General features: G+C 69.6%; 22 protein-coding genes and 1 tRNA gene. 7 read left to right on the top strand and 16 right to left on the bottom strand.

The genetic code is table 11. The features are described 5' to 3' along the window. Positions 1-33: 33 nt before the first annotated feature. The 3 genes from def (at position 34) to LXM50_RS01785 (ending at position 1,484) form a co-directional block, all read left to right on the top strand. A complete protein-coding gene (gene def, locus LXM50_RS01795) occupies positions 34-600 on the top strand; it encodes a peptide deformylase (RefSeq protein WP_233309391.1) in 567 nt (188 codons plus the stop codon). Between the two features lie 143 nt (positions 601-743). Next, entirely contained in the window at positions 744-1,256 is a 513-nt protein-coding gene (locus LXM50_RS01790) for a septum formation family protein (RefSeq protein ID WP_233309390.1), read from the top strand. Positions 1,257-1,411: 155 nt separating this feature from the next. Beyond that, positions 1,412-1,484: transfer RNA gene (locus tag LXM50_RS01785), tRNA-Asn, on the top strand. Positions 1,485-2,019: 535 nt separating this feature from the next. On the opposite strand, the gene LXM50_RS01780 is transcribed toward LXM50_RS01785, so the two are convergent. From LXM50_RS01780 to dusB, 4 genes are read right to left on the bottom strand one after another with little or no spacing between them, the layout of a single operon-like run. Next, positions 2,020-2,790, bottom strand: a complete 771-nt coding sequence (locus tag LXM50_RS01780; RefSeq protein WP_233309389.1) for an ATP-binding cassette domain-containing protein — start codon at positions 2,788-2,790, stop codon at positions 2,020-2,022. A gap of 53 nt (positions 2,791-2,843) precedes the next feature. After that, on the bottom strand, positions 2,844-4,733 hold the full coding sequence (gene dnaG, locus LXM50_RS01775; RefSeq protein ID WP_233309388.1) for a DNA primase: 1,890 nt from the start codon (positions 4,731-4,733) through the stop codon (positions 2,844-2,846). Then, positions 4,733-6,118: a deoxyguanosinetriphosphate triphosphohydrolase gene (locus LXM50_RS01770; protein WP_233309387.1), complete on the bottom strand. Its 1,386-nt coding sequence runs from the start codon at positions 6,116-6,118 to the stop codon at positions 4,733-4,735. The genes dnaG and LXM50_RS01770 overlap by 1 nt, the downstream gene beginning before the upstream one ends. After that, a complete protein-coding gene (gene dusB, locus LXM50_RS01765; RefSeq protein ID WP_233309386.1) occupies positions 6,108-7,262 on the bottom strand; it encodes a tRNA dihydrouridine synthase DusB in 1,155 nt (384 codons plus the stop codon). The genes LXM50_RS01770 and dusB overlap by 11 nt, the downstream gene beginning before the upstream one ends. Positions 7,263-7,322: 60 nt before the next feature. Between dusB and LXM50_RS01760 the strand changes: the two genes are divergently transcribed. Continuing rightward, positions 7,323-7,814 carry a glutathione peroxidase gene (locus LXM50_RS01760; RefSeq protein WP_233309385.1) on the top strand — a complete coding sequence of 164 codons (492 nt, stop codon included), beginning with the start codon at positions 7,323-7,325 and terminating at the stop codon, positions 7,812-7,814. A 41-nt stretch (positions 7,815-7,855) separates the two neighbouring features. Here LXM50_RS01760 and LXM50_RS01755 read toward each other — a convergent pair whose 3' ends face one another. Next, on the bottom strand, positions 7,856-8,539 hold the full coding sequence (locus tag LXM50_RS01755) for a DsbA family protein (RefSeq protein WP_233309384.1): 684 nt from the start codon (positions 8,537-8,539) through the stop codon (positions 7,856-7,858). 53 nt (positions 8,540-8,592) lie between these two features. Between LXM50_RS01755 and LXM50_RS01750 the strand changes: the two genes are divergently transcribed. After that, positions 8,593-9,162 (top strand): AAA family ATPase, encoded by a 570-nt coding sequence (locus LXM50_RS01750; protein ID WP_233309383.1) that lies wholly within the window; start codon positions 8,593-8,595, stop codon positions 9,160-9,162. A gap of 16 nt (positions 9,163-9,178) precedes the next feature. Here LXM50_RS01750 and LXM50_RS01745 read toward each other — a convergent pair whose 3' ends face one another. Together LXM50_RS01745 and LXM50_RS01740 are read right to left on the bottom strand one after the other, a co-directional pair. Beyond that, positions 9,179-10,123: a tetratricopeptide repeat protein gene (locus LXM50_RS01745; protein WP_233309382.1), complete on the bottom strand. Its 945-nt coding sequence runs from the start codon at positions 10,121-10,123 to the stop codon at positions 9,179-9,181. Beyond that, positions 10,120-12,000, bottom strand: coding sequence for a glycosyl transferase (locus tag LXM50_RS01740; protein ID WP_233309381.1), 1,881 nt, complete (start codon positions 11,998-12,000; stop codon positions 10,120-10,122). The genes LXM50_RS01745 and LXM50_RS01740 overlap by 4 nt, the downstream gene beginning before the upstream one ends. 186 nt (positions 12,001-12,186) lie before the next feature. Here LXM50_RS01740 and LXM50_RS01735 point away from each other — a divergent pair, with 186 nt between their 5' ends. Beyond that, on the top strand, positions 12,187-13,251 hold the full coding sequence (locus LXM50_RS01735) for an AI-2E family transporter (RefSeq protein WP_233309380.1): 1,065 nt from the start codon (positions 12,187-12,189) through the stop codon (positions 13,249-13,251). A gap of 6 nt (positions 13,252-13,257) precedes the next feature. Here LXM50_RS01735 and LXM50_RS01730 read toward each other — a convergent pair whose 3' ends face one another. From LXM50_RS01730 to rpsB, 9 genes are all read right to left on the bottom strand, one after another. After that, positions 13,258-13,971 carry an alpha/beta hydrolase gene (locus tag LXM50_RS01730; RefSeq protein WP_233309379.1) on the bottom strand — a complete coding sequence of 238 codons (714 nt, stop codon included), beginning with the start codon at positions 13,969-13,971 and terminating at the stop codon, positions 13,258-13,260. 1 nt (position 13,972) lies between these two features. Next, positions 13,973-14,257 carry a hypothetical protein gene (locus LXM50_RS01725; RefSeq protein WP_233309378.1) on the bottom strand — a complete coding sequence of 95 codons (285 nt, stop codon included), beginning with the start codon at positions 14,255-14,257 and terminating at the stop codon, positions 13,973-13,975. Positions 14,258-14,270: 13 nt separating this feature from the next. Beyond that, on the bottom strand, positions 14,271-14,855 hold the full coding sequence (locus tag LXM50_RS01720) for a transglycosylase SLT domain-containing protein (RefSeq protein WP_308192498.1): 585 nt from the start codon (positions 14,853-14,855) through the stop codon (positions 14,271-14,273). Positions 14,856-15,021: 166 nt separating this feature from the next. Then, positions 15,022-15,603: a DivIVA domain-containing protein gene (locus LXM50_RS01715; RefSeq protein WP_233309377.1), complete on the bottom strand. Its 582-nt coding sequence runs from the start codon at positions 15,601-15,603 to the stop codon at positions 15,022-15,024. Next, the gene (locus LXM50_RS01710; protein ID WP_233309376.1) at positions 15,600-16,691 is read right to left on the bottom strand and encodes a phosphatidate cytidylyltransferase; all 1,092 of its coding nucleotides are present in this window, start codon (positions 16,689-16,691) and stop codon (positions 15,600-15,602) included. The genes LXM50_RS01715 and LXM50_RS01710 overlap by 4 nt, the downstream gene beginning before the upstream one ends. 8 nt (positions 16,692-16,699) lie before the next feature. Continuing rightward, positions 16,700-17,254, bottom strand: a complete 555-nt coding sequence (gene frr / locus LXM50_RS01705) for a ribosome recycling factor (RefSeq protein ID WP_233309375.1) — start codon at positions 17,252-17,254, stop codon at positions 16,700-16,702. A 102-nt stretch (positions 17,255-17,356) separates the two neighbouring features. Continuing rightward, a complete protein-coding gene (pyrH, locus tag LXM50_RS01700; protein WP_233309374.1) occupies positions 17,357-18,073 on the bottom strand; it encodes a UMP kinase in 717 nt (238 codons plus the stop codon). Between the two features lie 109 nt (positions 18,074-18,182). After that, positions 18,183-19,010 carry a translation elongation factor Ts gene (tsf, locus tag LXM50_RS01695; RefSeq protein ID WP_233309373.1) on the bottom strand — a complete coding sequence of 276 codons (828 nt, stop codon included), beginning with the start codon at positions 19,008-19,010 and terminating at the stop codon, positions 18,183-18,185. A gap of 77 nt (positions 19,011-19,087) precedes the next feature. Further along, on the bottom strand, positions 19,088-19,969 hold the full coding sequence (rpsB, locus tag LXM50_RS01690; protein ID WP_233309372.1) for a 30S ribosomal protein S2: 882 nt from the start codon (positions 19,967-19,969) through the stop codon (positions 19,088-19,090). 286 nt (positions 19,970-20,255) lie between these two features. Here rpsB and LXM50_RS01685 point away from each other — a divergent pair, with 286 nt between their 5' ends. Next, positions 20,256-20,939, top strand: a complete 684-nt coding sequence (locus tag LXM50_RS01685; protein WP_233309371.1) for a murein hydrolase activator EnvC — start codon at positions 20,256-20,258, stop codon at positions 20,937-20,939. Positions 20,940-20,946 lie beyond the last annotated feature (7 nt).

Here is a 20,946-nt window from a genome sequence, read left to right as displayed (position 1 = left end):
TACCTGCCGTGATGCGCCGACTAGGGTTGACGCGTGGCTGTGCTTCCGATTCGCATCATGGGCGATCCCGTCCTGCATTCCCCCGCCGACCCCGTCGGCGAGATCACCGATGAGATCCGCACCCTGGTGGCGGACATGCACGAGACGATGGACGTGGCCCCCGGCGTCGGGCTCGCCGCGCCGCAGGTCGGTGTCGGCCTGCGGATCTACGTCTACTCGTACGTCGACGACGACGAGAACCCGTGGCGTGGCGAGATCATCAACCCCGTGCTGTGGATGGCGCCCCTGGAGCCCGGCTCCCCCGACCCCGACCTCGAGTCCGAAGGCTGCCTCTCCTTCCCCGGCGAGCGGTTCCCCCTGCGCCGCTCGGAGCGCGTGCTGGTGACGGGCGTGGATCTGAACGGCGACGCCGTGCGCATCGAGGTCGACGGGTGGCGCGCCCGCATCATGCAGCACGAGTTCGATCATCTCGACGGCATTCTCTATGTCGACCGCCTCGACGACGGCGACTGGAAGACCGTGCAGAAGATCGCCCGCAAGCGCGGCTGGGGCCGCCCCGGCGCCAGCTGGCTGCCCGGCGTGGACGATCTCGAGGGCTGACCCCCGAGAAGTTCCACCCTGCACAGAAATTCCCCGGTACAGCGGGGTTTTCACGCAGGTTTGAGATTTCCTCTTCGACACCGGTACGTTCGTAGCGGTCCCGCGTTCTGCGTGGATTCATAGCTTCTAGAGGGGGAATTCCCATGAACGACCGCGCTCTTCTCCGTCGCGCCGCCGTCGTCGGCGCCGCGCTGGCGCTGGCCGCCGGGCTCAGCGGCTGCAGCGTGCTCAACAGCGTCCTCGGCAACGGGGGCGGCGATGCGCCGCGTAACGACAAGGCCGAGGTGACCGAGAGCTCGAGCATCGGCATCTTCAATCTCAAGCTCGGCGACTGCAAGATGAGCGACTCGGGGACCACCGTCAGCGACACCGACGTCGTCCCCTGCGACAAGCCGCACGACGAAGAGGTCTTCTACGAGTTCAAGCTCGAAGGCGCCGAGTACGACTCCGCCGCGATCGACAAGGAGGTCGAGAAGTGCGCCGGTGACGCCTTCACGACGTTCATCGGCATCGCCTTCGACGACTCCACCCTCGACGTCGCCTACATGACGCCCACGAAGGACACCTGGGACGAGATGAACGACCGTCTCGTGCAGTGCATCGTGAGCGACCCGGCCGGGCAGACCACCGGCTCCCTCAAGGGCTCCGCGCGCTGAGCAGGCCGGATCCCGCGTCTTCCGGAGGGGCTCGCCACGGCGGGCCCCTCCGTCGTCTCCGCCGCGGGCGCCGACGCGCCCGGGCGTCGCGCCGTGGCGGAGTCATGACCCAACCTTTGCTATAGTTGACGAGTTGCCCGCGCAGCGGGAAGCATTCCTCGGTAGCTCAATTGGCAGAGCAGCCGGCTGTTAACCGGCAGGTTCTTGGTTCGAGTCCAAGCCGGGGAGCAATCCCCCGAAGGCCCCGTCTCATGACGGGGCCTTCGTCGTTCCCGGGGTCTCCCGGGGCCACCACGCCATCTTCGCCGCATCGGACGCATACCGTGCCCTGATCGCGCTTCGCGGCGGCTCCAGGCTGTGGTGCGGCTGTTGCGATACGCGCAGAGAACTGGCATCTCTTCGTGACGTCGGAAAGCGTACGGAACAGATGAACAGCGACACCGATTCACCTGTCGCGCGTCATTCTCCGCAGAGGATGGGCAGTTCGCGTAATGCAGGCGCATCGGCCCCGTCTCTCCAGTGCACGGAGTCCGCGCTGCGAGGTTCCCAGACGCCGATCAGTGCCACCCAGGGCCGTGCGAACGCCAAGGGGGGTGGCAGGTGCGGCCGGCCCAGCGCCGGCCGCACCGCCGATGACGCGGAATGTCACCGGGGCGGTCGAAGGCGCCGATCGCATCATGGTCCGCAACCCGCCCGATGCATGGTGCCGAAGCCGATGTCCGACGCGGCGTCGTCGAGTGACCGCGCGAGGCTCTGTCGACGATCAGCGCGCGTGCTCGGCACCAGGGGTCCAGAGCAGATCCGCCCCCGCGCCGCGAGCGACCACGTGGCCCTCGCGGATCATGAGCGTCTCCGCGCCCAGCTCTCGCGCGAACGCGGCGTCGTTGCTGACCAGCAGCGCCGCCATCCCCCGTTCGGTGCGGCGCCGCGTGATCGCCGCGAACACCACCGGCCGCACCTCCAGATCGAGGTTCGCGAGGGGCTCGTCGGCGATCAGCACGGTCGGATCGAGCACCAGAGCCCGGGCGATGGCGACGCGCTGGCGCATGCCCGCGCTGAGCTCGTAGGGGAACGAAGCGGCGAGGCCCAGCGGCAGGTGCAGCTCGTCGAGCAGCGTCGCCACCCGGATCGCCAGCGCCTTCACGTTCACGCGGCGCTCACGCTGCAGGATCGGCTCCGCGATGATCTCCTGCACGGTCAGCTGCGGCGTGAGCAGCGCCCCGGCGTTCTGCGGAAGGTAGCCGGCACGATAGGTGAGCTCTCGCAGCCGGCGTCCGGGGTGGCGTACGGAGACGCCGCACACGGTCGCGGAGCCTCCGACGACCCGGATCGAGGGGTCGGCGGCGCCGGCGAGGGCACCGACCAGCGTCGACTTCCCGGCCCCGGTGGCACCGGCGATGCACATCAGCTCCCCCGCGGGCAGCGCGAACGTCACGCCGTCGATCGCCCTGGTGGGCGCGGAGTGCCCGATCCGGTCGATCACGAGGTCCTCGCAGACGATCGCTGTGGATGCATCCGCCGTCGCACGTGCCATGCACCCATCCTGCCCGATGGCCGCCGGCGCCGGGCCCCGTTCCGCGGCGGGCCTCAGTACTCGATGAAGCGCTGTCGCTCGGCGTCGATCTCGACGATGCGGCGTGCGATCGAACGCGCGCCCTCCGAGTCGGCGGGCAGCCGCTGGATCGCTCCCAGCAGCTCGTGCTTCTCCCGCTCCAGCCCCTTCACGATGAGCCGGCGGCACAGATCCGTCGCCGAGGCCCTCGCACCCTGCTCGTCACGCGCGGGAAAAGCCGCCATCAGGAGCTCTCCGCCCAGGGCACGGTACGGCTCCCTCACCGCATCCACCGCCTGCAGCGCCCAGCCCGGTCGCTGCCGGTCCGGGACCTGCGCGACCGCCTCGCGCACCGCATCCAGGGCCGGCACGGAGAACGGCGCGGTCATCGCGCGCTGCAGCAGCTCCGCGTCGAGCTGATGCCCGTACTGCAGCGCCCCCATGAGGGCGTCGCGCTCGAGCGGAGCGTCCCCGGTACGGGGAAGCGTGGCGAGCGTCACGACGGGAGCGGCGGCCGGGGCGGCCTGACCGTCGAGGGCGCCAGGTCGCGAGCCGACGGCCGGAGTCGCCGACCGCTGCTCGTGAGCCGCCGCGTCGCTCTGCCGGCGGCGCTCATGACGACGCACCTCCGCGTGCACGTCCGTGGGATCCATGCCGAGACGGCGGGCGAGGATCCGCTCGTACTCGGGACGCAGCAGAGCGTCGCGGATCTCGGCGACGATCGGCGCCGCCGCACGCAGCGCACCCACGCGCCCCTCCGCGGTGCCGAGATCGAACGACCCGATCTTCCGATCGATGACGAACTCGAACATCGGCACCTTGGCCGACATGAGGCCGCGCACGGCCTGATCGCCGCGCTGCAGACGCAGGTCGCACGGATCCAGGCCGTCCGGCGCCACGGCGACGAAGGTCTGGGCGTTGAACCGGTCGTCCTCCGTGAAGGCGCGCAGTGCGGCCTTCTGTCCTGCCTCGTCGCCGTCGAACGTGAACACGACCTCGCCGGCCGCGGAGTCGTCGCCCATCACCCGGCGCAGGAGCTTGATGTGCTCGGCGCCGAAGGCCGTGCCACAGGTGGCGATGGCCGTGGTGACGCCGGCGAGGTGGCACGCCATCACGTCGGTGTACCCCTCGACCACCACGACCCGCTTGGGATCGCCACGGGAGATGTCGCGTTTGGCCAGATCCAGCCCGTAGAGCACCTGGGCCTTCTTGTAGATCGGCGTCTCCGGGGTGTTCAGGTACTTCGGACCCTGATCGTCGTCGTAGAGCTTGCGCGCGCCGAACCCGATGGTCTGGCCCGTGACGTCGCGGATCGGCCACACCACGCGTCCACGGAACCGGTCGTAGACCCCGCGCTGACCTGCGGAAACGAGTCCGGCCGCGGTGAGCTCGTCGCGGGTGAACCCCTGCGCGCTGAGCGCCTTGAGCATGCCATCCCAGCCGCGCGGCGCATAGCCCACGCCGAAATGGGCTGCGGCGCCCGCGTCGAATCCGCGCTGGCCGAGGAACGCGCGAGCCGACTCGGCCTCCGGGCTGAGCAGCTGACCGCGGAAGAACTCCGCGGCTGCCGTGTTCGCGGCGTAGAGCCGGCTGCGTCCGCTCGTCTCGGGCGCGGGGCCGCCATCCTCGTAGTGCAGGGTGTACCCGACGCGGCCGGCGAGGCGCTCGACCGCCTCGGTGAAGCTGACGTGGTCCATCTCGCGCAGGAACGAGTACACATCGCCCGAGGCGCCGCAGCCGAAGCAGTGGTAGTAGCCGACCTGCGGGCGCACGTGGAAGCTGGGGCTCTTCTCGTCGTGGAACGGGCACAGCCCCTTCATCGAACCCACGCCCGCGGACTTCAGCGAGACCCGCTCCCCCACGATGTCGGCGATGTTGGTGCGCGACTTGACCTCGTCGACGTCGGCCTGCAGGATCCGGGGCATCAGCGCGCGCCGTGTTCTGCGTCGACCAGCGCGGCCCGTGGAGAGTGCGCCGGACGCGGCCGCGCGTGCCGGGGCGACCAGATGCCGACCTCGGCGGGGTCGATGTCCCCGACCAGTCGGTTATGCCAGTCCACCGCGGTCTGGTCCGTCAGGCTGGCGACCTGGTCGACGACCACCCTGGCGCGCTCCGCATCGGATCCGGCCGCGTGGAAGTCCGCGGCGAAGGCGGGCTCGAGCACATCGGCTCCTGCGGTCCACAGCGCGTCCGTCGACCACAGCGCGTCGGCCAGGCGCTTGAGCACCCGGCGCTGCTCCTTGTAGACGCCACGACGGGCATCGATCGTGACGATCGACTGGCCCATGATCCCCTTGAGCACGGCGATCTCGGCCTCGATGACCTTCGGCACCACCACGTGCGCGCTGTACCGGGCGAGGCTCGGGCCGGGATAGGCCTCGCGCGTCGCAGACACCGCGGCCCGCGCGAAACGGCCGATCATGTCGCTGGTCAGGTTCTTCAGTCGCGCCAGATCGCGCCGGGACCGGTCGAACGAGCTCAGCCACATCGGCTGACGGGTGAGCCGGTACAGTGCATCCGCGAGATCCTCGCGGGTGAAGTCGTAGCCGACCCACTGCTGGACGCGCCCGACGAGCGCATGATGCTCAGCCGGATCCGCCAGCTGAGCGACGTCCAGGTAGCCGTTGACGATCGCGTCCTCGAAGTCGTGCACCGAGTAGGCGATGTCGTCGGAGAGATCCATGATCTCGGCCTCGATGCAGCGCAGCCGCCCTGGGGCGCCCTCGCGCATCCAGCGGAACACGTCCTCGTCCTCGGGGTAGACGCCGAACTTGAGCCGGCCGCCGGGATCGGGCAGCGGACTGTCCGCGGTCCACGGGTACTTGCAGGTCGCGTCGAGGCTGGCTCTGGTGAGGTTGAGCCCGACCGAACGATCACGGTCGTCGAGCACCTTCGCCTCGAGGCGCGTGAGGATCCGCAGGGACTGCGCGTTGCCCTCGAAACCCCCGATGTCCTCGGCCCAGTCGTTGAGCGCGCGTTCCCCGTTGTGCCCGAACGGCGGATGCCCGAGATCGTGGCTGAGACACGCGGTGTCGACGACGTCGGCGGAGACGCCGAGGGCGACCGCGAGTTCGCGGCCCACCTGCGCCACCTCGAGCGAGTGCGTGAGCCGGTTGCGTGCGAAGTCCGCGGTGCTCGCCGGGCTCAGCACCTGGGTCTTCGCCGCCAGGCGGCGCAGACCCGCCGAGTGCAGCACGCGGGCGCGGTCGCGGGCGAAGTCGTCCCGTTCCGATCGGTGGGTCTCGGCGAAGAAGCGCGCAGCATCGTGCGCGCCGTAGCCGTCGACGCGCACCGCGGTCTCAGCCGCCACTGTTCTCGACCTCTGCGCCGCGCATCATGTCGGTGACATCGGTGGCGACCTCGCGCGAGTCCAGCCACCCGTCCGGCAGCGCCGTGCGCTTCGGCGTGCCCGCGCGACCACGCTGCCCCTCGGCCGCGGCTCCCGGATACGGCGCGTCGCCGAGGGTGCCCAGGATGTCGTCGATCTCCTGCAGGGTCGACACGCGGGCGAGAGCCGATCGGGTCTCGCCACCGACGGGGTAGCCCTTGAAGTACCAGGCGACGTGCTTGCGGATGTCCTTGCAGCCGCGGTCCTCGTCCTCGAAGAACTCGACCAGGAGCTCGGCATGCCGACGGAACGCGTCCTTGACGAAGCCCAGGGTCGCGTCGACCTGGACCGCGTTCTCATCGCCGAAGGCTCCCGCGAGCTCGCCGAAGAGCCACGGCCGGCCGAGGCAGCCGCGTCCGACCACGACACCGTCGCAGCCTGTCTCCGTCATCATCCGGATGGCGTCGTCCGCGCTCCAGATGTCGCCGTTGCCGAGTACCGGGATCGTGGTCACCGCCTGCTTGAGCTCGCCGATCGCCGACCAGTCCGCGTGGCCGGAGTAGTACTCACCGGCCGTGCGCGCATGCAGCGCCACCGCGGCCGCACCGGCGTCCTCCGCGGCACGTCCCGCATCGAGGAACGTGAGGTGGTCCTTGTTGATGCCCTTGCGCATCTTGACCGTGAGCGGCACGTCGCCCGCCGCCTTCACGGCACGATCGACGATGTCGGCGAACAGCCCGATCTTCCAGGGCAGCGCCGCTCCGCCGCCCTTGCGCGTGACCTTGGGCACCGGACAGCCGAAGTTCAGGTCGATGTGGTCGGCTCTGTCCTCCGCCACGATGATCCGCACGGCCTCGGCGATCGTGGCCGGATCCACCCCGTAGAGCTGGATCGATCGGGGCGTCTCGCTCTCGTGATGCTGGATGAGACGCATGGTGATCGCGTTGCGCTCCACGAGCGCCCGCGAGGTGATCATCTCGCTCACGTAGAGCCCGGCGCCGTACTCGCGGCACAGGCGACGGAACGCGGTGTTGGTGATGCCCGCCATCGGCGCGAGCACGACGGGGACGTCGATGCGCAGCGGGCCGATCTGCAGGGGCCGGACGGAGGCAGGGGCGAGAGTCATATCCTGTCCATTGTCCCAGATCCGAGGCCATCGATCCCCGTCGCTCCTAGGCTTGGGGATATGTCCGACACCGCGCTGCGCCAGATCCCCTTCACCGATGCCGATGGCGGCACCCGCACCCTCGACGACTACGGCACCGGCCCCGTGCTGGTCGTCAACGTCGCCTCGAAGTGCGGGCTGACCCCGCAGTACGCGCAGCTCGAGGAGCTGCAGCGCCGTTTCGGCGAGCGGGGCCTCACCGTGGTCGGCTTCCCCTGCAACCAGTTCTTCGGGCAGGAACCCGGATCCATGGATCAGATCCTCGAGTTCTGCTCCACGACGTACGGGATCTCGTTCCCGATCAACGACAAGGTCAAGGTCAACGGGCGCAGCGCGGCCGACCTCTACAAGAGCCTCAAGCAGACCGAGGACGGTCACGGCAAGGCGGGCCGTGTGGAGTGGAACTTCGAGAAGTTCCTGGTCTCGCCGGACGGATCCGTGCAGCGATTCCGCCCGCGCCAGGTGCCCGACGACCCCGAGATCCTCGCCGCGATCGAGGACGCCCTGGCCTGAACGCCGCCGCGCGGTGATGCGGCGGCGGCCAGGGAGCGCCGTCAGCCCTCGAGCACCTCTGCGGTGTCGCCGCGCTTCGCCCACAGCTCGCGCAGCACGCCGGCGAACGCCTCGGGCGGCTGCGCGCCGCTGACGCCGTACTGGCCGTCGATCACGAAGAACGGCACGCCCTGGATGCCGTACGCCTGGGCCTGAGCCTGGTCCGCGCGCACGTCTTCGAGGTGCCGCTCCGTGTGCAGCGCCTCGAGCGCCGCCTCCCGGTCGAGGCCGATCTCTGCGGCGAGGTCGGCAAGATCGTCGATGCGACCGACGTGGCGCCCCTCGATGAAGTACGCGGACATCAGCCGCTCCTCCATGTCGTGCTGACGTCCCTGCGCCTTCGCGTGGTGCAGCAGCTCGTGCGCCTTGACCGTGTTCGTGTGCTGCAGCAGGTCGAAGCGGTAATCGAGCCCGGCCTCCTTGGCGACCCCGGTCACACGGTCGAGCATCTGCTCCACCTGCGCGCGCGGCATGCCCTTGTGACCGGCGAGGAAGTCGGCCTCGTCGCCCTCGAAGTCGACGGGCGTGTCCGGCGAGAGTTCGAACGAGTGGAACGTGATCGACACCTGCGGTGCGTCGTCATCCTCCGCGGTGGCCGCGAGCCCCGCTTCGAGGTTGCGCTTGCCGATGTAGCACCAGGGGCAGGCGATGTCGGACCAGATGTCGATCGAGATGGGTTCGCTCACACATCGATTCAACCGCATACTCCCACGGATATTCCGGATGCTAGCCTCATCCGATGCCCGACGACGCCGCTCCCGTTCCGGCCGCGCCGCAGCGGATCCTCATCGCGGGCGTGACCGGAAGCGGGAAGACGACGCTGGCGCGCCGCGTGGGGGCGATCCGGGGGCTGCCCCACATCGAGATGGACGCGCTGTTCCACGGGCCCGACTGGACGCCCCGGCCCGCGTTCCTCGACGACGTGCGGGAGTTCGTCCGGACCGACCGCTGGGTGACGGAGTGGCAGTACTCGAGCAAGGGCACGGATCCGATCCTCGCCCCGCGCGCGGACCTGATGATCTGGCTCGACTACCCGTATCGCATCGTGCGCACACGCCTGATCCGGCGCACGATGTCCCGCAGCGTGCGCCGCACCGAACTGTGGAACGGCAACCGCGAGAGGCCGCTCTGGGACATGCTCCGCCGCGGGCCCGAGGAGAACATCCTGCGTTGGCAGACCACGACGCTGCACAAATGGCGCGACCGCATGCCCGCGATCGCCGCCGCGCATCCGGATCTTCCGATCCTGCGGTTCGCGCACCCCCGTGAGGCGGAGCGCTGGATGCGGGCGCTGCCGCCCGGCCCCTGATCGGGTTCGGGAACGGTCAGAACAGCAGCGTGGCGAGGCGCCTGCGCGCCGCGACGACGCGCGCATCCGCGTCGCCGACCAACCCGAACAGCTCGACGAGGCGCTCGCGGACGAGGCCCTTCTCATCCGACGGAACCGCGCTGAAGAGGTCGAGCAGCCGGTCGAACGCGTCAGCGACATGCCCACCCGCGACATCGAGGTCCGCCACCGCGAACTGCGCGGGGATGTCCGTCGGCGCTGCCGCGGCCGCCGCGCGCGCCTCGTTCAGGTCGAGATCCTGCGTGCGGAACAGCAGACGGACCTGTCCGAGACCGGAACGCGCATCCTCGTCGCGCGGATTCTCCGCCAGAGCCTGCTCGTACGCCTCGATGGCCGCGGCGAAGTCGCCGCGCTCGATCGCATCGAACGCCTCCTGGTGCAACGGCGCGAGCGGCTGCTCGACCGGCTCCGCCGACTCGTCATCCGCCGCCGGCTCACCGACCGGGATCGTGCCCGTCACACCGTGCTGTGCGGCCAGCTGCAGCAGTTGCGCGAACACCTCGCGCACCTGCTCCTCCGGCACCGCACCCGTGAACAGCGGCACGGGCTGACCCGCCACGAGCGCGACCACCATCGGGATGGACTGCGCGCGGAAGCCCTGGGCGAGCTGCGGATTGGCGTCCACGTCGACCTTCGCGAGAACCACTCGGCCCGCGAGCTCGGTGACGACCTTCTCCAGCACCGGGCTGAGCTGCTTGCAGGGACCGCACCACTCGGCCCACAGATCGACGACGACGGGCACGCTCTGGGACAGTTCGAGCACCTGCCCGAACGTGGCGTCCGTGACGTCGACGATCAGAGGGACGGCCGTGCCGTCGACCGGCCCCTGCTCCGGCGCGCCCGGTGCCGGAGCGGCGGGACGGTTGCGCAGTGAGGACAGGTCGACGGCGCCGCGGAGGGCGGCGGCGGACAGCTCGGTCATTTGATCTCCGTCACACTCTGAAGCTGCTGAGAGGCCGCCAGCAGCGTGATCTTGGCCTCGGATCCCTGGGCGGGCACCGCGAAGAACAGCTGCATCCCGTACACCGACACGAAGCCCGTCTTCGACTCGTCCACCCCTGTCAGCGCCTTCGCGGGGGCGTTCACGACGGTGCCGTTCGTGTCGACGTTCTTGATCGAGGCGTCGGCGCTGGTCGGCTTGATGGTCTGCGAGTCATCGACGGTCACCGAGACGATCGCGCCGCTGTCGATGCTCGACATCGACACGGGCGCCCCGGCGCCGGCGGTCGCGGCGAAGGCGAGACTCGAGGTGGTATCGGCGCCCTTGTCCTTCAGCGCCTGGAGCACGGTCGCGCGGCTGTCCTGGACGGCCTTCGCGAAGGCGAGCGCGGACTTGTCGAACTTGTCGTAGAACTCGCTCTTGTCGCCCTGGTCGATCACGTTCGCGAACTCCGCGGCCAACTCGTCCGGCGCAGCCACGAGGAACGGCGAATCCGGCGGGGTGAGTTTGGCGCCCAGCCAGGCGGGAGCCATGTTCGGCAGCTTCGCGGACGCCTGCATCTCGGCGACCGAGGAGATCTTGTAGTCGGACCACGGATCCGGCTGGGTCATCATCATGATCAGCGGCGCGACCTTGTCGTCGCTACCGTGCTCGACGAGCATCAGCACCGTACGCGGCCATGAGTCGTATGCCTGGGGCACGAGGATCTTGACCTTGTCGGCCGGGATCTTCGCGGGCAGCGCGAAGTCCGCGACGCTCTTGCGGACGGCGTACGCGGTCTTGCGAGCCTCGAGGGCCGCGCCCTCCAACCGGGTCTCCGCCTTGGCCGCGTCCATGTTCTTGTCGGCGTCGGCCAGCGTGCCGGAGATGCTCTCCAGGATCCGTGCGGCCTGCGCCTCGGTCACGGCGGGAGCCTGCTGGCCCGCCTCGACGGCCTGAGTCTCGGTGGGCGTCGGCGTCGGCGTCGTCGCGGAATGCGGCCAGATGTCCGGCGTGCAGCCGCTGAGCAGGGCGGCGGTCACGCCGACGGCGGGGAGCAGCAGAAGCGCCCGCCGACGTTTCGGGCTCGCCGCACGACGCTCGCGCACGGCGCCGTCCTGGTTCGACGACGCGGGATCGGTCTCCGACGGCGTCTCGCCGTCGGACGGAGCGGCGGCCTCGGGGCCGGCGTCGATGGCGGCGCGGTCCGCCACGTCGATCGGCTCGGTCACGGGGAGGGGCGGCGGCGCCTTGCGACGCGGGCCGCGGCCCCGGCGCGAATGCCGGATCGCGAGCACGTACAGGACCAGCCCGACCAGGAGGAGGATTCCGCCCGCGACCATGAGGGGGCCGGCCCACGGCGTCGCCGTGTCGAGCGGCCATTTCAGCACCACGTCGGTCGGCGCTTCGGCCTTGCCGTCGGACGCGACCAGCACGCTCACCCCGTCCGGCACCTGCATCCGATCGATCAGCGAGTTCTTGTCCGTGAAGCTGTCCAGCCACAGATCGGAGCCGGCGGGGTTGCGCTGTGCGTTCTCGGCGCCGTCGCCCGTGACGGTCGGCTCGACCACCTTCGCCGTGGTGGTGCCGTCCTTCGCCAGGGTGATCCGGTTGTAGCTCGCGTCGCTCAGCCAGGCTTCGAGATCGGCGGTGCGGGCCTGGGCGACGAAGATCGTGCCATCGCCGTGCGCGACGAGCGTCTGCTCCCCCGGGTGCGCGCGGAGGACGGCGGAGTCGATCACCGTGTACGTCTGGGGTGCCTTGACAGTCAACTCGGCTGCGACGTCCTTGGGGCCGAGGAAGATGGTCCGCTGCGCGATGCCCGTCCCGATCAGGACGGCCGCCAGCACGAAGGCTAGAACAGCCCATACAAAACGCACGAAAAGTCTCCTCCGCGATCCACGGGCAGGCGCCCGGGATCTCCGCTCGACGTTTCAGACTAGCGAAACGACCTGTATGGATGCCACGAGAGGCCCCTCGGCGCGCTCAGCCGCGGCCATGCGGCGATGCTCAGGGGCACGGCGGGACGCGCCCGTTACGCTGGAGGACCGAGCCCGAAGGATCCCATGAAGCTGCACAACCCGTTCCGCACCGCCCTCGTGGCGACCCTCGGCGTGGGCCTGGGCATCATGCTCATCCAGGGCGTGCAGTCCCTGTCGACGATCCTCCTGTATGTCGGAACCGCCTTGTTCCTGAGTCTCGGCCTGGATCCGATGGTGAGCTGGCTGACCCGTCGTCGTCTGCCTCGCTGGGCCGCGGTGCTCATCACGATCCTGGTCGTGCTCGGCGTGTTCGCCGGCATCGTGCTGATGGTGATCCCGATCCTGGTGAGCCAGATCTCTCAGCTCGTCCAGCAGATCACGCAGATCGTGAACAGCGGCACCGCGTTGGCCGATTTCAAGCACTGGCTGGAGGGCCTGCTGCCGAATCTCGACGTCGACACCGTGTTCGGCTACATCAACGACTGGCTGAACAAGAACCTCGGCGACATCAGCAGCTCGATCGGACAGGGCGTGATCGTGGTCGGGGGTGCCCTCTTCGCGGGGATCAGCGGCACGTTCATCGTGCTGATCCTGACGATCTACTTCACGGCGGCGATCCCCTCGCTCAAGGGCGCCGTCTACCAGGTGGTTCCGGCCTCCAAGCGCGACCGCTTCATCGACCTCGCCGAGCAGATCACGGCCTCGGTCGGGCACTACGTCATGGGTCAGGTCGCGATGGGCGTGATCAACGGCGTGCTGAGCTTCATCTTCCTGTCGATCATCCAAGCGCCCTTCCCGATCGTGCTCGCCGTGATCGCGTTCTTCTTCTCCCTGATCCCTCTGGTCGGCACGCTGACGGGATCGACGCTCATCGTCCTGCTCTGCCTCATCCCGGGGCTCGGCTCTCCTCCGTGGGCCTGGCTGATCGCCGCGGCCTATTACCTCGTGTACATGCAGGTCGAGGCCTACGTCATCTCGCCCCGCGTGATGAACCGTGCGGTCGCCGTGCCCGGAGCCGTGGTCGTGATCGCGGCACTGTCGGGCGGAGCACTGCTCGGCCTGCTCGGCGCGCTCATCGCGATCCCGGTCGCGGCCAGCGTCCTGATCATCTACCGCCAGGTGCTCATCCCGCGGATGAACGAGAGATAGCCGCTCTCAGGCCGCAGGCCATTCCCGCGCCAGCGGAAGCGCGGCAGGGTTCACGGCCGCGACGATCTCGTCCAGCACCCGACGGGTCTGGGTCTCCCCCACCCAGAGATGCTTGCCGCCGTCCACGGCGATGAGCTCGACGTGCGGGATCGCCGCGAACCGCGTCACGGCCTCGGCCGGACGCAGGTAGTCGTCGAGTTCGGGGACCAGCACCACCACGCGCCGGTCGTCGTGCGCCCAGGCGGCCACCTCTGCGGCGGTGGCGCGATGCAAGGGCGGCGACAGCAGGATCACGCCCTCGACGTCGTGGTCCCGGCCGTACTTGAGCGCCAGTTCCGTGCCGAAGGACCAGCCCACCAGCCACGGCCGGGGCAGACCGCGCTCGCGCACGCATGCCATGGCGGCCGCCACATCGTGGCGCTCCGCCGTCCCGCCGTCGAACGCGCCGTCGCTCGTGCCGCGCGGCGAACTCGTGCCGCGCGTGTTGAAGCGCAGCACGGCGAGGTCGGCGAGAGCCGGCAGCCTCGCCGCCGCCTTGCGCAGGATGTGCGAGTCCATGAAGCCGCCGGCCGTGGGCAGCGGATGCAGGGTGACGAGCGTCGCCACGGGAGCCGCCTGGTCGGGCAGGGCGAGCTCTCCGACCAGTCGCAATCCATCGGCGGTGCGCAGCTCGATGTCCTCGCGCCGTGCGGGCAGAGGGCGCGGTCCTCGGATCTCCACCTCAGCTCCTGTTCCAGCAGCCGTTGTGCCAGTGCCGTCGAGCGGCCAGATCAGCCGCGTCGCCCAGCACGCCGTCCGCGCGCCAGACCACGACATGCGCCGTGCCGGTGGAGATCGCGCCCCTGCACCCCGGGCAGATGTACTCCTTCTGCGCCTGCGCCGCCGTCAGCGGCTGGACGTACCATTCCGCGCCCCCGCGCACCTCGGTGCGCTTCCACCCGGCGATCAGCCGGTCGAGGGAGTCCTCGTGCGGGCGCTCCTGACGTCGTCGATGCGGGCGTGGCATGGGTGAGCGCTGCTCACCACCAGTTGTTGGCCGACCAGAACGCCACCGCGGCGCCCCAGCTGCCGTAGCGACCGACGGCGTAGCCGTTGCCCCAGCGCAGGTTGTCGACGGGGTCGTAGCCGTTGCCGGGCACCTTGCTGCACGGCAGCGCCTGCACCAGACCGCACGCGCCGGATCCGCTGTTGGTGGCGTTCGGGTTCCAACCGCTCTCGCGACTCACGATGTAGTCGACGTAACCCCAGTCGCTGGATGCGATGCCCGCCGCGGCCATCCACTCCGCAGGTGCGCCACCGCCGCTGTAGTACATCGGGCCTGCATCGCCCGATGAGCCGGAGGACGAGGAGGAGGAGTCGCTGGAGGCGACCACGGGCTCAGGGGTCGGGGTCGGCTTCGGGGTGACGTACACCTCGAACGCGTCGCGCGTCTGCGACGTCGGCGTCGCACCGTGCACCGAGACGGTGATGTTCTGCGCGTCGCGCGCCGCCAGCGAGTACGCAGTGGTCACCGCGGCGTGCGCCGGCTCGGAGGCCGACATCGCGAACCCTGCGGGCGCCACGATCGCGACGGAGAATCCCACGACGGCCAGCCCTGCCAGCACCGCGGAAGTCCCCCGCCGATGAGAGTGCGCCTTCGAGGTCGGTCGGGGTGCTGTGGCTGCTGCGTTCTGCACGGCGGTTCGGGGGCGCGCCGCAATCGAATCGTTCTCGGGAGTCACAATGGCTCCGAGTTTAGCCAGCCGAACCTGAATTCGCCATGAGAATCGCTCAACGGATCGCCAGCAGGACGTCGATCGTGGCGTCGAGCAGCGCGTCGACCTGCTCCTCGCGATACCCGCGACGCTGCATCCGGAACGCGGTCTGCCGCACCTGCTCCGCCGTCAGCGCGTCGCCGTCGCGGAGAAAGCGCACGATCCGCTTGGCCACGTGATCGACCTCGTCGATGCGGTAGCCGAAGGTCAGCATCCCGGTCCGTGCGAACTTGTGCCCGGGGGCCCGGGTGAGGTGATCCAGGATCACCTGCGCGTCGGTGCGCGCACGCCCGACCCACGCCGAGGCGCCGTCCGTGGAGACGACGAGGGCGCGCTCGCGCTGTGCGAACGCCTCCTCGACCCTGGCCAGCGCCGCATCCACGGCGGGTACGTCATAGCCGCCGCGCACCATCGGAAACGAGGCCGCGCGGATGTCGGCGGATCCGATCCCCTCGGCATCGTCCTCGAACGCGCGACGCGCACGGGCCAGGAACGTGTCGACGGCGGCGCGCTGATAGCCCTTCTCCCTTCGCGGGAGCACGGGGAAGCTCGGCGCGACGGCCGAGGCGTCGCGGTCGGATCGTGCGGAATCGGTCATGCTGCCGCCAGAGGGGTGAGGAGGAGGTACAGGGCGAGGGCGACCACGGCCGAGGGAAGCATGCTGTCGAGCCGGTCCAGCAGACCGCCATGTCCCGGGATCCAGGAGCTCATGTCCTTGATGCCGAGATCGCGCTTGAGCAGCGACTCCCCCAGGTCTCCGATGGTCGCGGAGGCCACGAGGACGGCGCCGAAGATGAGGCCGGCCCACCACGGCACGCCCAGGAGGTAGACGCCGACCAGGGCGCCGGCGAGCAGGGATCCGACCACCGCGCCGGCGAAGCCCTCCCACGTCTTCTTCGGGCTGACGCGCGGCGCCATCGGATGCCGCCCGCCGCGCCCGAACAGCAGGCCGGACGCGTAGGCGCAGGTATCGGCCACCACGACGACGACGATGAGCGAGAGCACCCACCATTCGCCGCGCGGCTGACGCAGCAGCATGAGCATGAGGGCACCGAGGAACGGCACGTACACCTGGATGAATCCGCCGGCGAGGGCGTCGGTGAGGACGTCGCCGTAGGTGCGTCCGTCCTTCGTGACCATCTGCGCGACCAGGCGCCACACGACGACGCCGAACACGGCGACGAACAGCATCACCCAGGTCAGCCACGGTTCGGCGAAATATCCGCCCGCGGCCAGTGCCGCGCCGAGCACGAGCTGCGGCCACAGGTCGACCTTGCGACCGCCGGAGCGCAGCGCGAGCACGAGCTCCCAGACGGCGATCAGGATGATGGCGAGGCCGATCACCACGAACGACCATTTCGCGAATAGCAGCGAGGCGAGGATCACCCCGCCGATCAGGAGGCCCACGCCGATCGCGACCACCAGGTCGCGCCCGGTGCGCTCCTTGATGCGCTCGTTCGCCTGGTCCAGCTGGTCGCGGGCATGCGAGACGTGCGTCTCGATCTCGGCCTTCTTCGCCCGGAACTGCGCCTGCAGATTCTCACCGCTGCGCGCAGGCGGGTTCTCCTCGCCGCGCGAAGACAGGGTCTCGTCACCGCGCCGCCGCTGCGCGTCGCGCGTGCGCGGCGGAAGAGGCGGTCGTGGGGGGATCCTCGACGCGTCGTCGTCGTCGGACGGGGTGCTCATAGGCGGTCTCAGACCTCGAGCAGCTCGGCCTCTTTGCGCTTGACAGCCTCGTCGATGAGGTCGACGTGCTGGCGCGTGAGGGCATCGAGCTCCTTCTCCCCGCGGGCGATCTCGTCCTCGCCGAGATCGCTCTTCAGGGCGTCCAGCTCATCCTTCGCCTTGCGACGGATGCCGCGGACGTGCACCTTTGCGTCCTCGCCCTTGCTCTTCACGAGCTTCACGTACTCCTTGCGGCGCTCGGCGGTGAGCTCAGGCATCGTGACGCGCACGATGTTGCCGTCGTTGGAGGGGTTGGCCCCCAGGTTCGGCATGTCGCGGATGGCCTGCTCGATGGCCTTGAGTGCCGACTTGTCATAGGGCGTGACGTTGAGCGTGCGAGCCTCGGGGTTGGCCAGCGAGGCAAGCTGCGCGAGAGGCGTCGGCGTGCCGTAGTAGTCCACCAGGACCTTCTGGAACATCTGCGGGTTGGCACGGCCGGTGCGCACCGTGCTGAAGTCCTCCTTGGCGGCCTCGACGGCGCGCTGCATGCGGGAGGTGGTGTCGGCGAGGACATCCGCGATCACGGTGACTCCTATTCGTCAGGGGGTTGCGATGCAAGTCTATCGGGGAGGATGTGCGGATCCCCGGCCCGACGCCCAGCGGCGCGGCCCGGGGATCCGATGACATCAGGCGATGACGCGGGTTCCGATCGGTTCGCCCAGGAGCGCGCGGGTGATGTTGCCGGCGGGCTCCATGCCGAAGACGCGCATGTCCATGCCGTTGTCCATGCACAGGCTGAACGCCGTGGAATCGACGACCTTGAGGCCGCGCACGAGCGCATCCTGGAAGGTGATCTCCTCGATCCGCTCCGCCGAGGCGTCCTTCTTGGGGTCGGCGGTGTAGATCGCGTCCACGCCGTTCTTGGCGACCAGGACCTCGTCGGCGCCGATCTCCAGCGCGCGCTGAGCCGCGACGGTGTCCGTGGAGAAGTACGGCAGGCCGGCGCCGGCGCCGAAGATCACGACGCGGCTCTTCTCCATGTGCCGTTCGGCACGCAGCGGCAGGTACGGCTCGGCGACCTGGGTCATGGCGATCGCGGACTGCACGCGCGGCGACGCTCCCGCCTGCTCGAGGAAGTCCTGCAGGGCGAGCGCGTTCATGACGGTGCCGAGCATTCCCATGTAGTCGGCTCGGGCGCGGTCCATGCCGCGCTGGCTCAGCTCCGCTCCGCGGAAGAAGTTGCCACCGCCGACGACGACCGCGATCTCGACCCGGTCGGTGGCGGCTGCGATCTCTCGCGCGATCTGGCTGACGATGTCCGGGTTGACCCCGAGCTGGCCGCCGCCGAAGGCCTCACCGGAGAGCTTGAGGACGACGCGCCGTCGTCCCTGTCGTTCGGTCATGGAGTACTTCCTCTCGTCTGGGAAAAGATATCGTCTGCAGCCCCCGCACAAGAGCGGGGGCATGACGAAGGGGTCCGGATCCTGGTGGATCCGAACCCCTTCGATGCTGTTACGCGCCGACCTTGAAGCGGGCGAAGCCGGTCACGTTCAGACCGGCGTCCTTCGCGACCTGGCCCACGGACAGCTTGTTGTCCTTGGCGTAGTCCTGCTCGAGCAGGGCGACCTGCTTGAAGAACGCGGTCACGCGACCCTCGACGATCTTCGGCAGGGCGGCCTCGGGCTTGCCCTCGTTGCGGGAGATCTCGGTGACGATCTCGCGCTCCTTCTCCACGTCCGCGGCCGGGACGTCCTCACGGGTGAGGTAGGACGGGTTCGCGAACGAGATGTGCTGCGCGATGCTGCGAGCGGTCTCCGCGTCGTCACCCGTGTAGGCGACGACGACGCCGATCTGCGGCGGGAGGTCCTTGCTCGTGCGGTGCAGGTAGACCTCGGTGCGCTCGCCCGAGATGGTCGCGACGCGACGCAGCTCGACCTTCTCGCCGATGATCGCCGCCTCGTCCGAGATCAGCTGCTCGACGGTCTGACCACCGGCGTCCGCCGCGAGGGCGGCCTCGACGGAGTCGGCCTTGATGGCGGCCGCGGCGTCGGCGACCTTGTCGGCCAGAGCGATGAAGCGCTCGTTCTTCGCGACGAAGTCCGTCTCGCAGGCGAGCTCGACGAGCGTCACGGCGCCGTCCTGCTCGCGCGCGACGACCAGGCCCTCGCTGGTGGAACGGTCAGCGCGCTTGGCGTTGCCCTTCGCACCCTTCAGGCGAAGGATCTCGACGGCCTTCTCGACGTCTCCGTCGGCCTCCTCGAGCGCCTTCTTGGTGTCGACCATTCCCGTTCCGAGCTGCTCACGCAGCGCCTTGATGTCGGCGATGGTGAAGTTGGCCATGTTGTGGTGGCTCCTTGCTTCGTATGTGTGCGTGGTGGTTGCGGGTCGGAGGGCTTACACCCTCCGACGGACCGCGATTACTTGTCGGCCGACTCGGCGTCGGCGACCTCGGTCGCCGTCTCGTCCGCAGCAGCGGCGATCGCCTCGTCGTGCGCCTCGGCGCCGGCCTCGTCCGCAGCGGACTCGGTGGCGGCGGTCTGCGCGTCGACGCCCTCGAGGAGCTCCTGCTCCCACTCGGCGAGCGGCTCGGCGTCGCCGGCGTCCGGGTTGTGCTTGAGCTGCAGGCCCTCGGCCGCGGCGTCGGCGATGATGCGGGTCAGCAGCGAGACGGAGCGGATCGCGTCGTCGTTGCCGGGGATCGGGTACTGGAAGTCATCCGGGTCCGCGTTGGTGTCGAGGATGCCGATCACCGGGATGCCGAGCTTCTTGGCCTCGTCGATGGCGAGGTGCTCGCGCTTGGCGTCGACGACCCACAGGGCCGACGGGGTCTTGGTCAGGTTGCGGATGCCACCCAGCGACTTGTGCAGCTTGTCGAGCTCGCGCTTCTTGAGCAGCAGCTCCTTCTTCGTGAAGCCCGAGGCGGCCGGGTTCTCGTAGTCGAGCTCCTCGAGCTCCTTCATGCGGGCGAGACGCTTCGCGATGGTGGTGAAGTTCGTGAGAAGACCACCGAGCCAGCGCTGGTTGACGTAGGGCTGGCCCACGCGGGTGGCCTGCTCGGCGAGGATCTCCTGCGCCTGCTTCTTGGTGCCCACGAAGAGGATGGTGCCGCCGTGCGCGACCGTCTCCTTGACGAAGTCGTAGGCCTTGTCGATGTAGCCGAGCGACTGCTGCAGGTCGATGATGTGGATTCCGCTGCGCTCCGTGAGGATGAAGCGCTTCACCTTCGGGTTCCACCGGCGGGTCTGGTGTCCGAAGTGAACGCCGCTGTCGAGCAGCTGGCGGATGGTGACGACGGCCATGGTCGTGCTCCTTGCTTGTTGAGGTTGTGCTGCCGATCGGGCGATCGGCGATCCTGGTGCCCGGCGCGCACTCCGCTCTCTTCCGAGAGACCTTTGGAGTGTTCGCCACGTTGAACGCTGTGGGCACGCGTAGTCACCCCGATAGACGGGATGCCCTGCAAGCATATCAGGGTCGCGACGGGGGGGTCGCACCCGATCCGTCCGCACAATCCGGCGGCCGCACCGACTCTGCACCGATCGCGCGGAACGCACGCCGCGCGATCGCCGCGCGGCGCAGGATCAGGGGATGGGCTCCCTTCGCACCCCTCGCTGCTCGGCGGCGATCCGTCGCCGGCCGATCCGGCTGCTCGCGATCGCGGCCGCGCTGCTCGGCGGACTCATCCCTGTGACGCTGCCGGCTGCGGCGCCCACGGCGGCCGCCTGCGGGCATCCTGCCCGGGCGGACGGCGGAGCCCCGCTCCAGAGAGGCGGGCCGTCCCCTGGTCTGACCCCGGCGGCGGGGTCGGGCCCTGCGGCGGGGCGCGGCTCGGGCAGCGCCCCCTCTCCCCTGCCGGACCATGACTGGCTCTGGCCCGCCGAGGGCGCCCGCTCGGTGATCGTGCCGTTCCGAGCTCCCGCGCACGACTACGGACCGGGACACCGCGGCATGGACATCGCCGCGATCGACGACGTCAGGGCTCCGGCCGATGGCGTGGTCGCTTACCTGGGCACGGTCGTCGATCGCCCGCTGCTGACGATCGACCACGGCAACGGCTTGGTCACCACGCTCGAGCCCGCACAGTCGGCGCTCGCTCCCGGCGCGACGGTGCATCGCGGGGACGTGATCGCGACGGTCTCCACCGGCGGGCACACGCCGGCGGGGGCGCTGCACATCGGCGTGCGCTGGAACGGCGCCTACGTCAATCCGATGCTGCTGTTCGGCGACGTGCCGCGGGCGGTGCTGCTGCCCTGCGGCTCCCGTGGCTGCTGACGATCGT

Source organism: Microbacterium sp. Au-Mic1 (genome assembly GCF_021341785.1).
In the GTDB taxonomy this organism is placed as follows: domain Bacteria; phylum Actinomycetota; class Actinomycetes; order Actinomycetales; family Microbacteriaceae; genus Microbacterium.
This window is presented reverse-complemented; position numbering and strand designations above follow the sequence as displayed.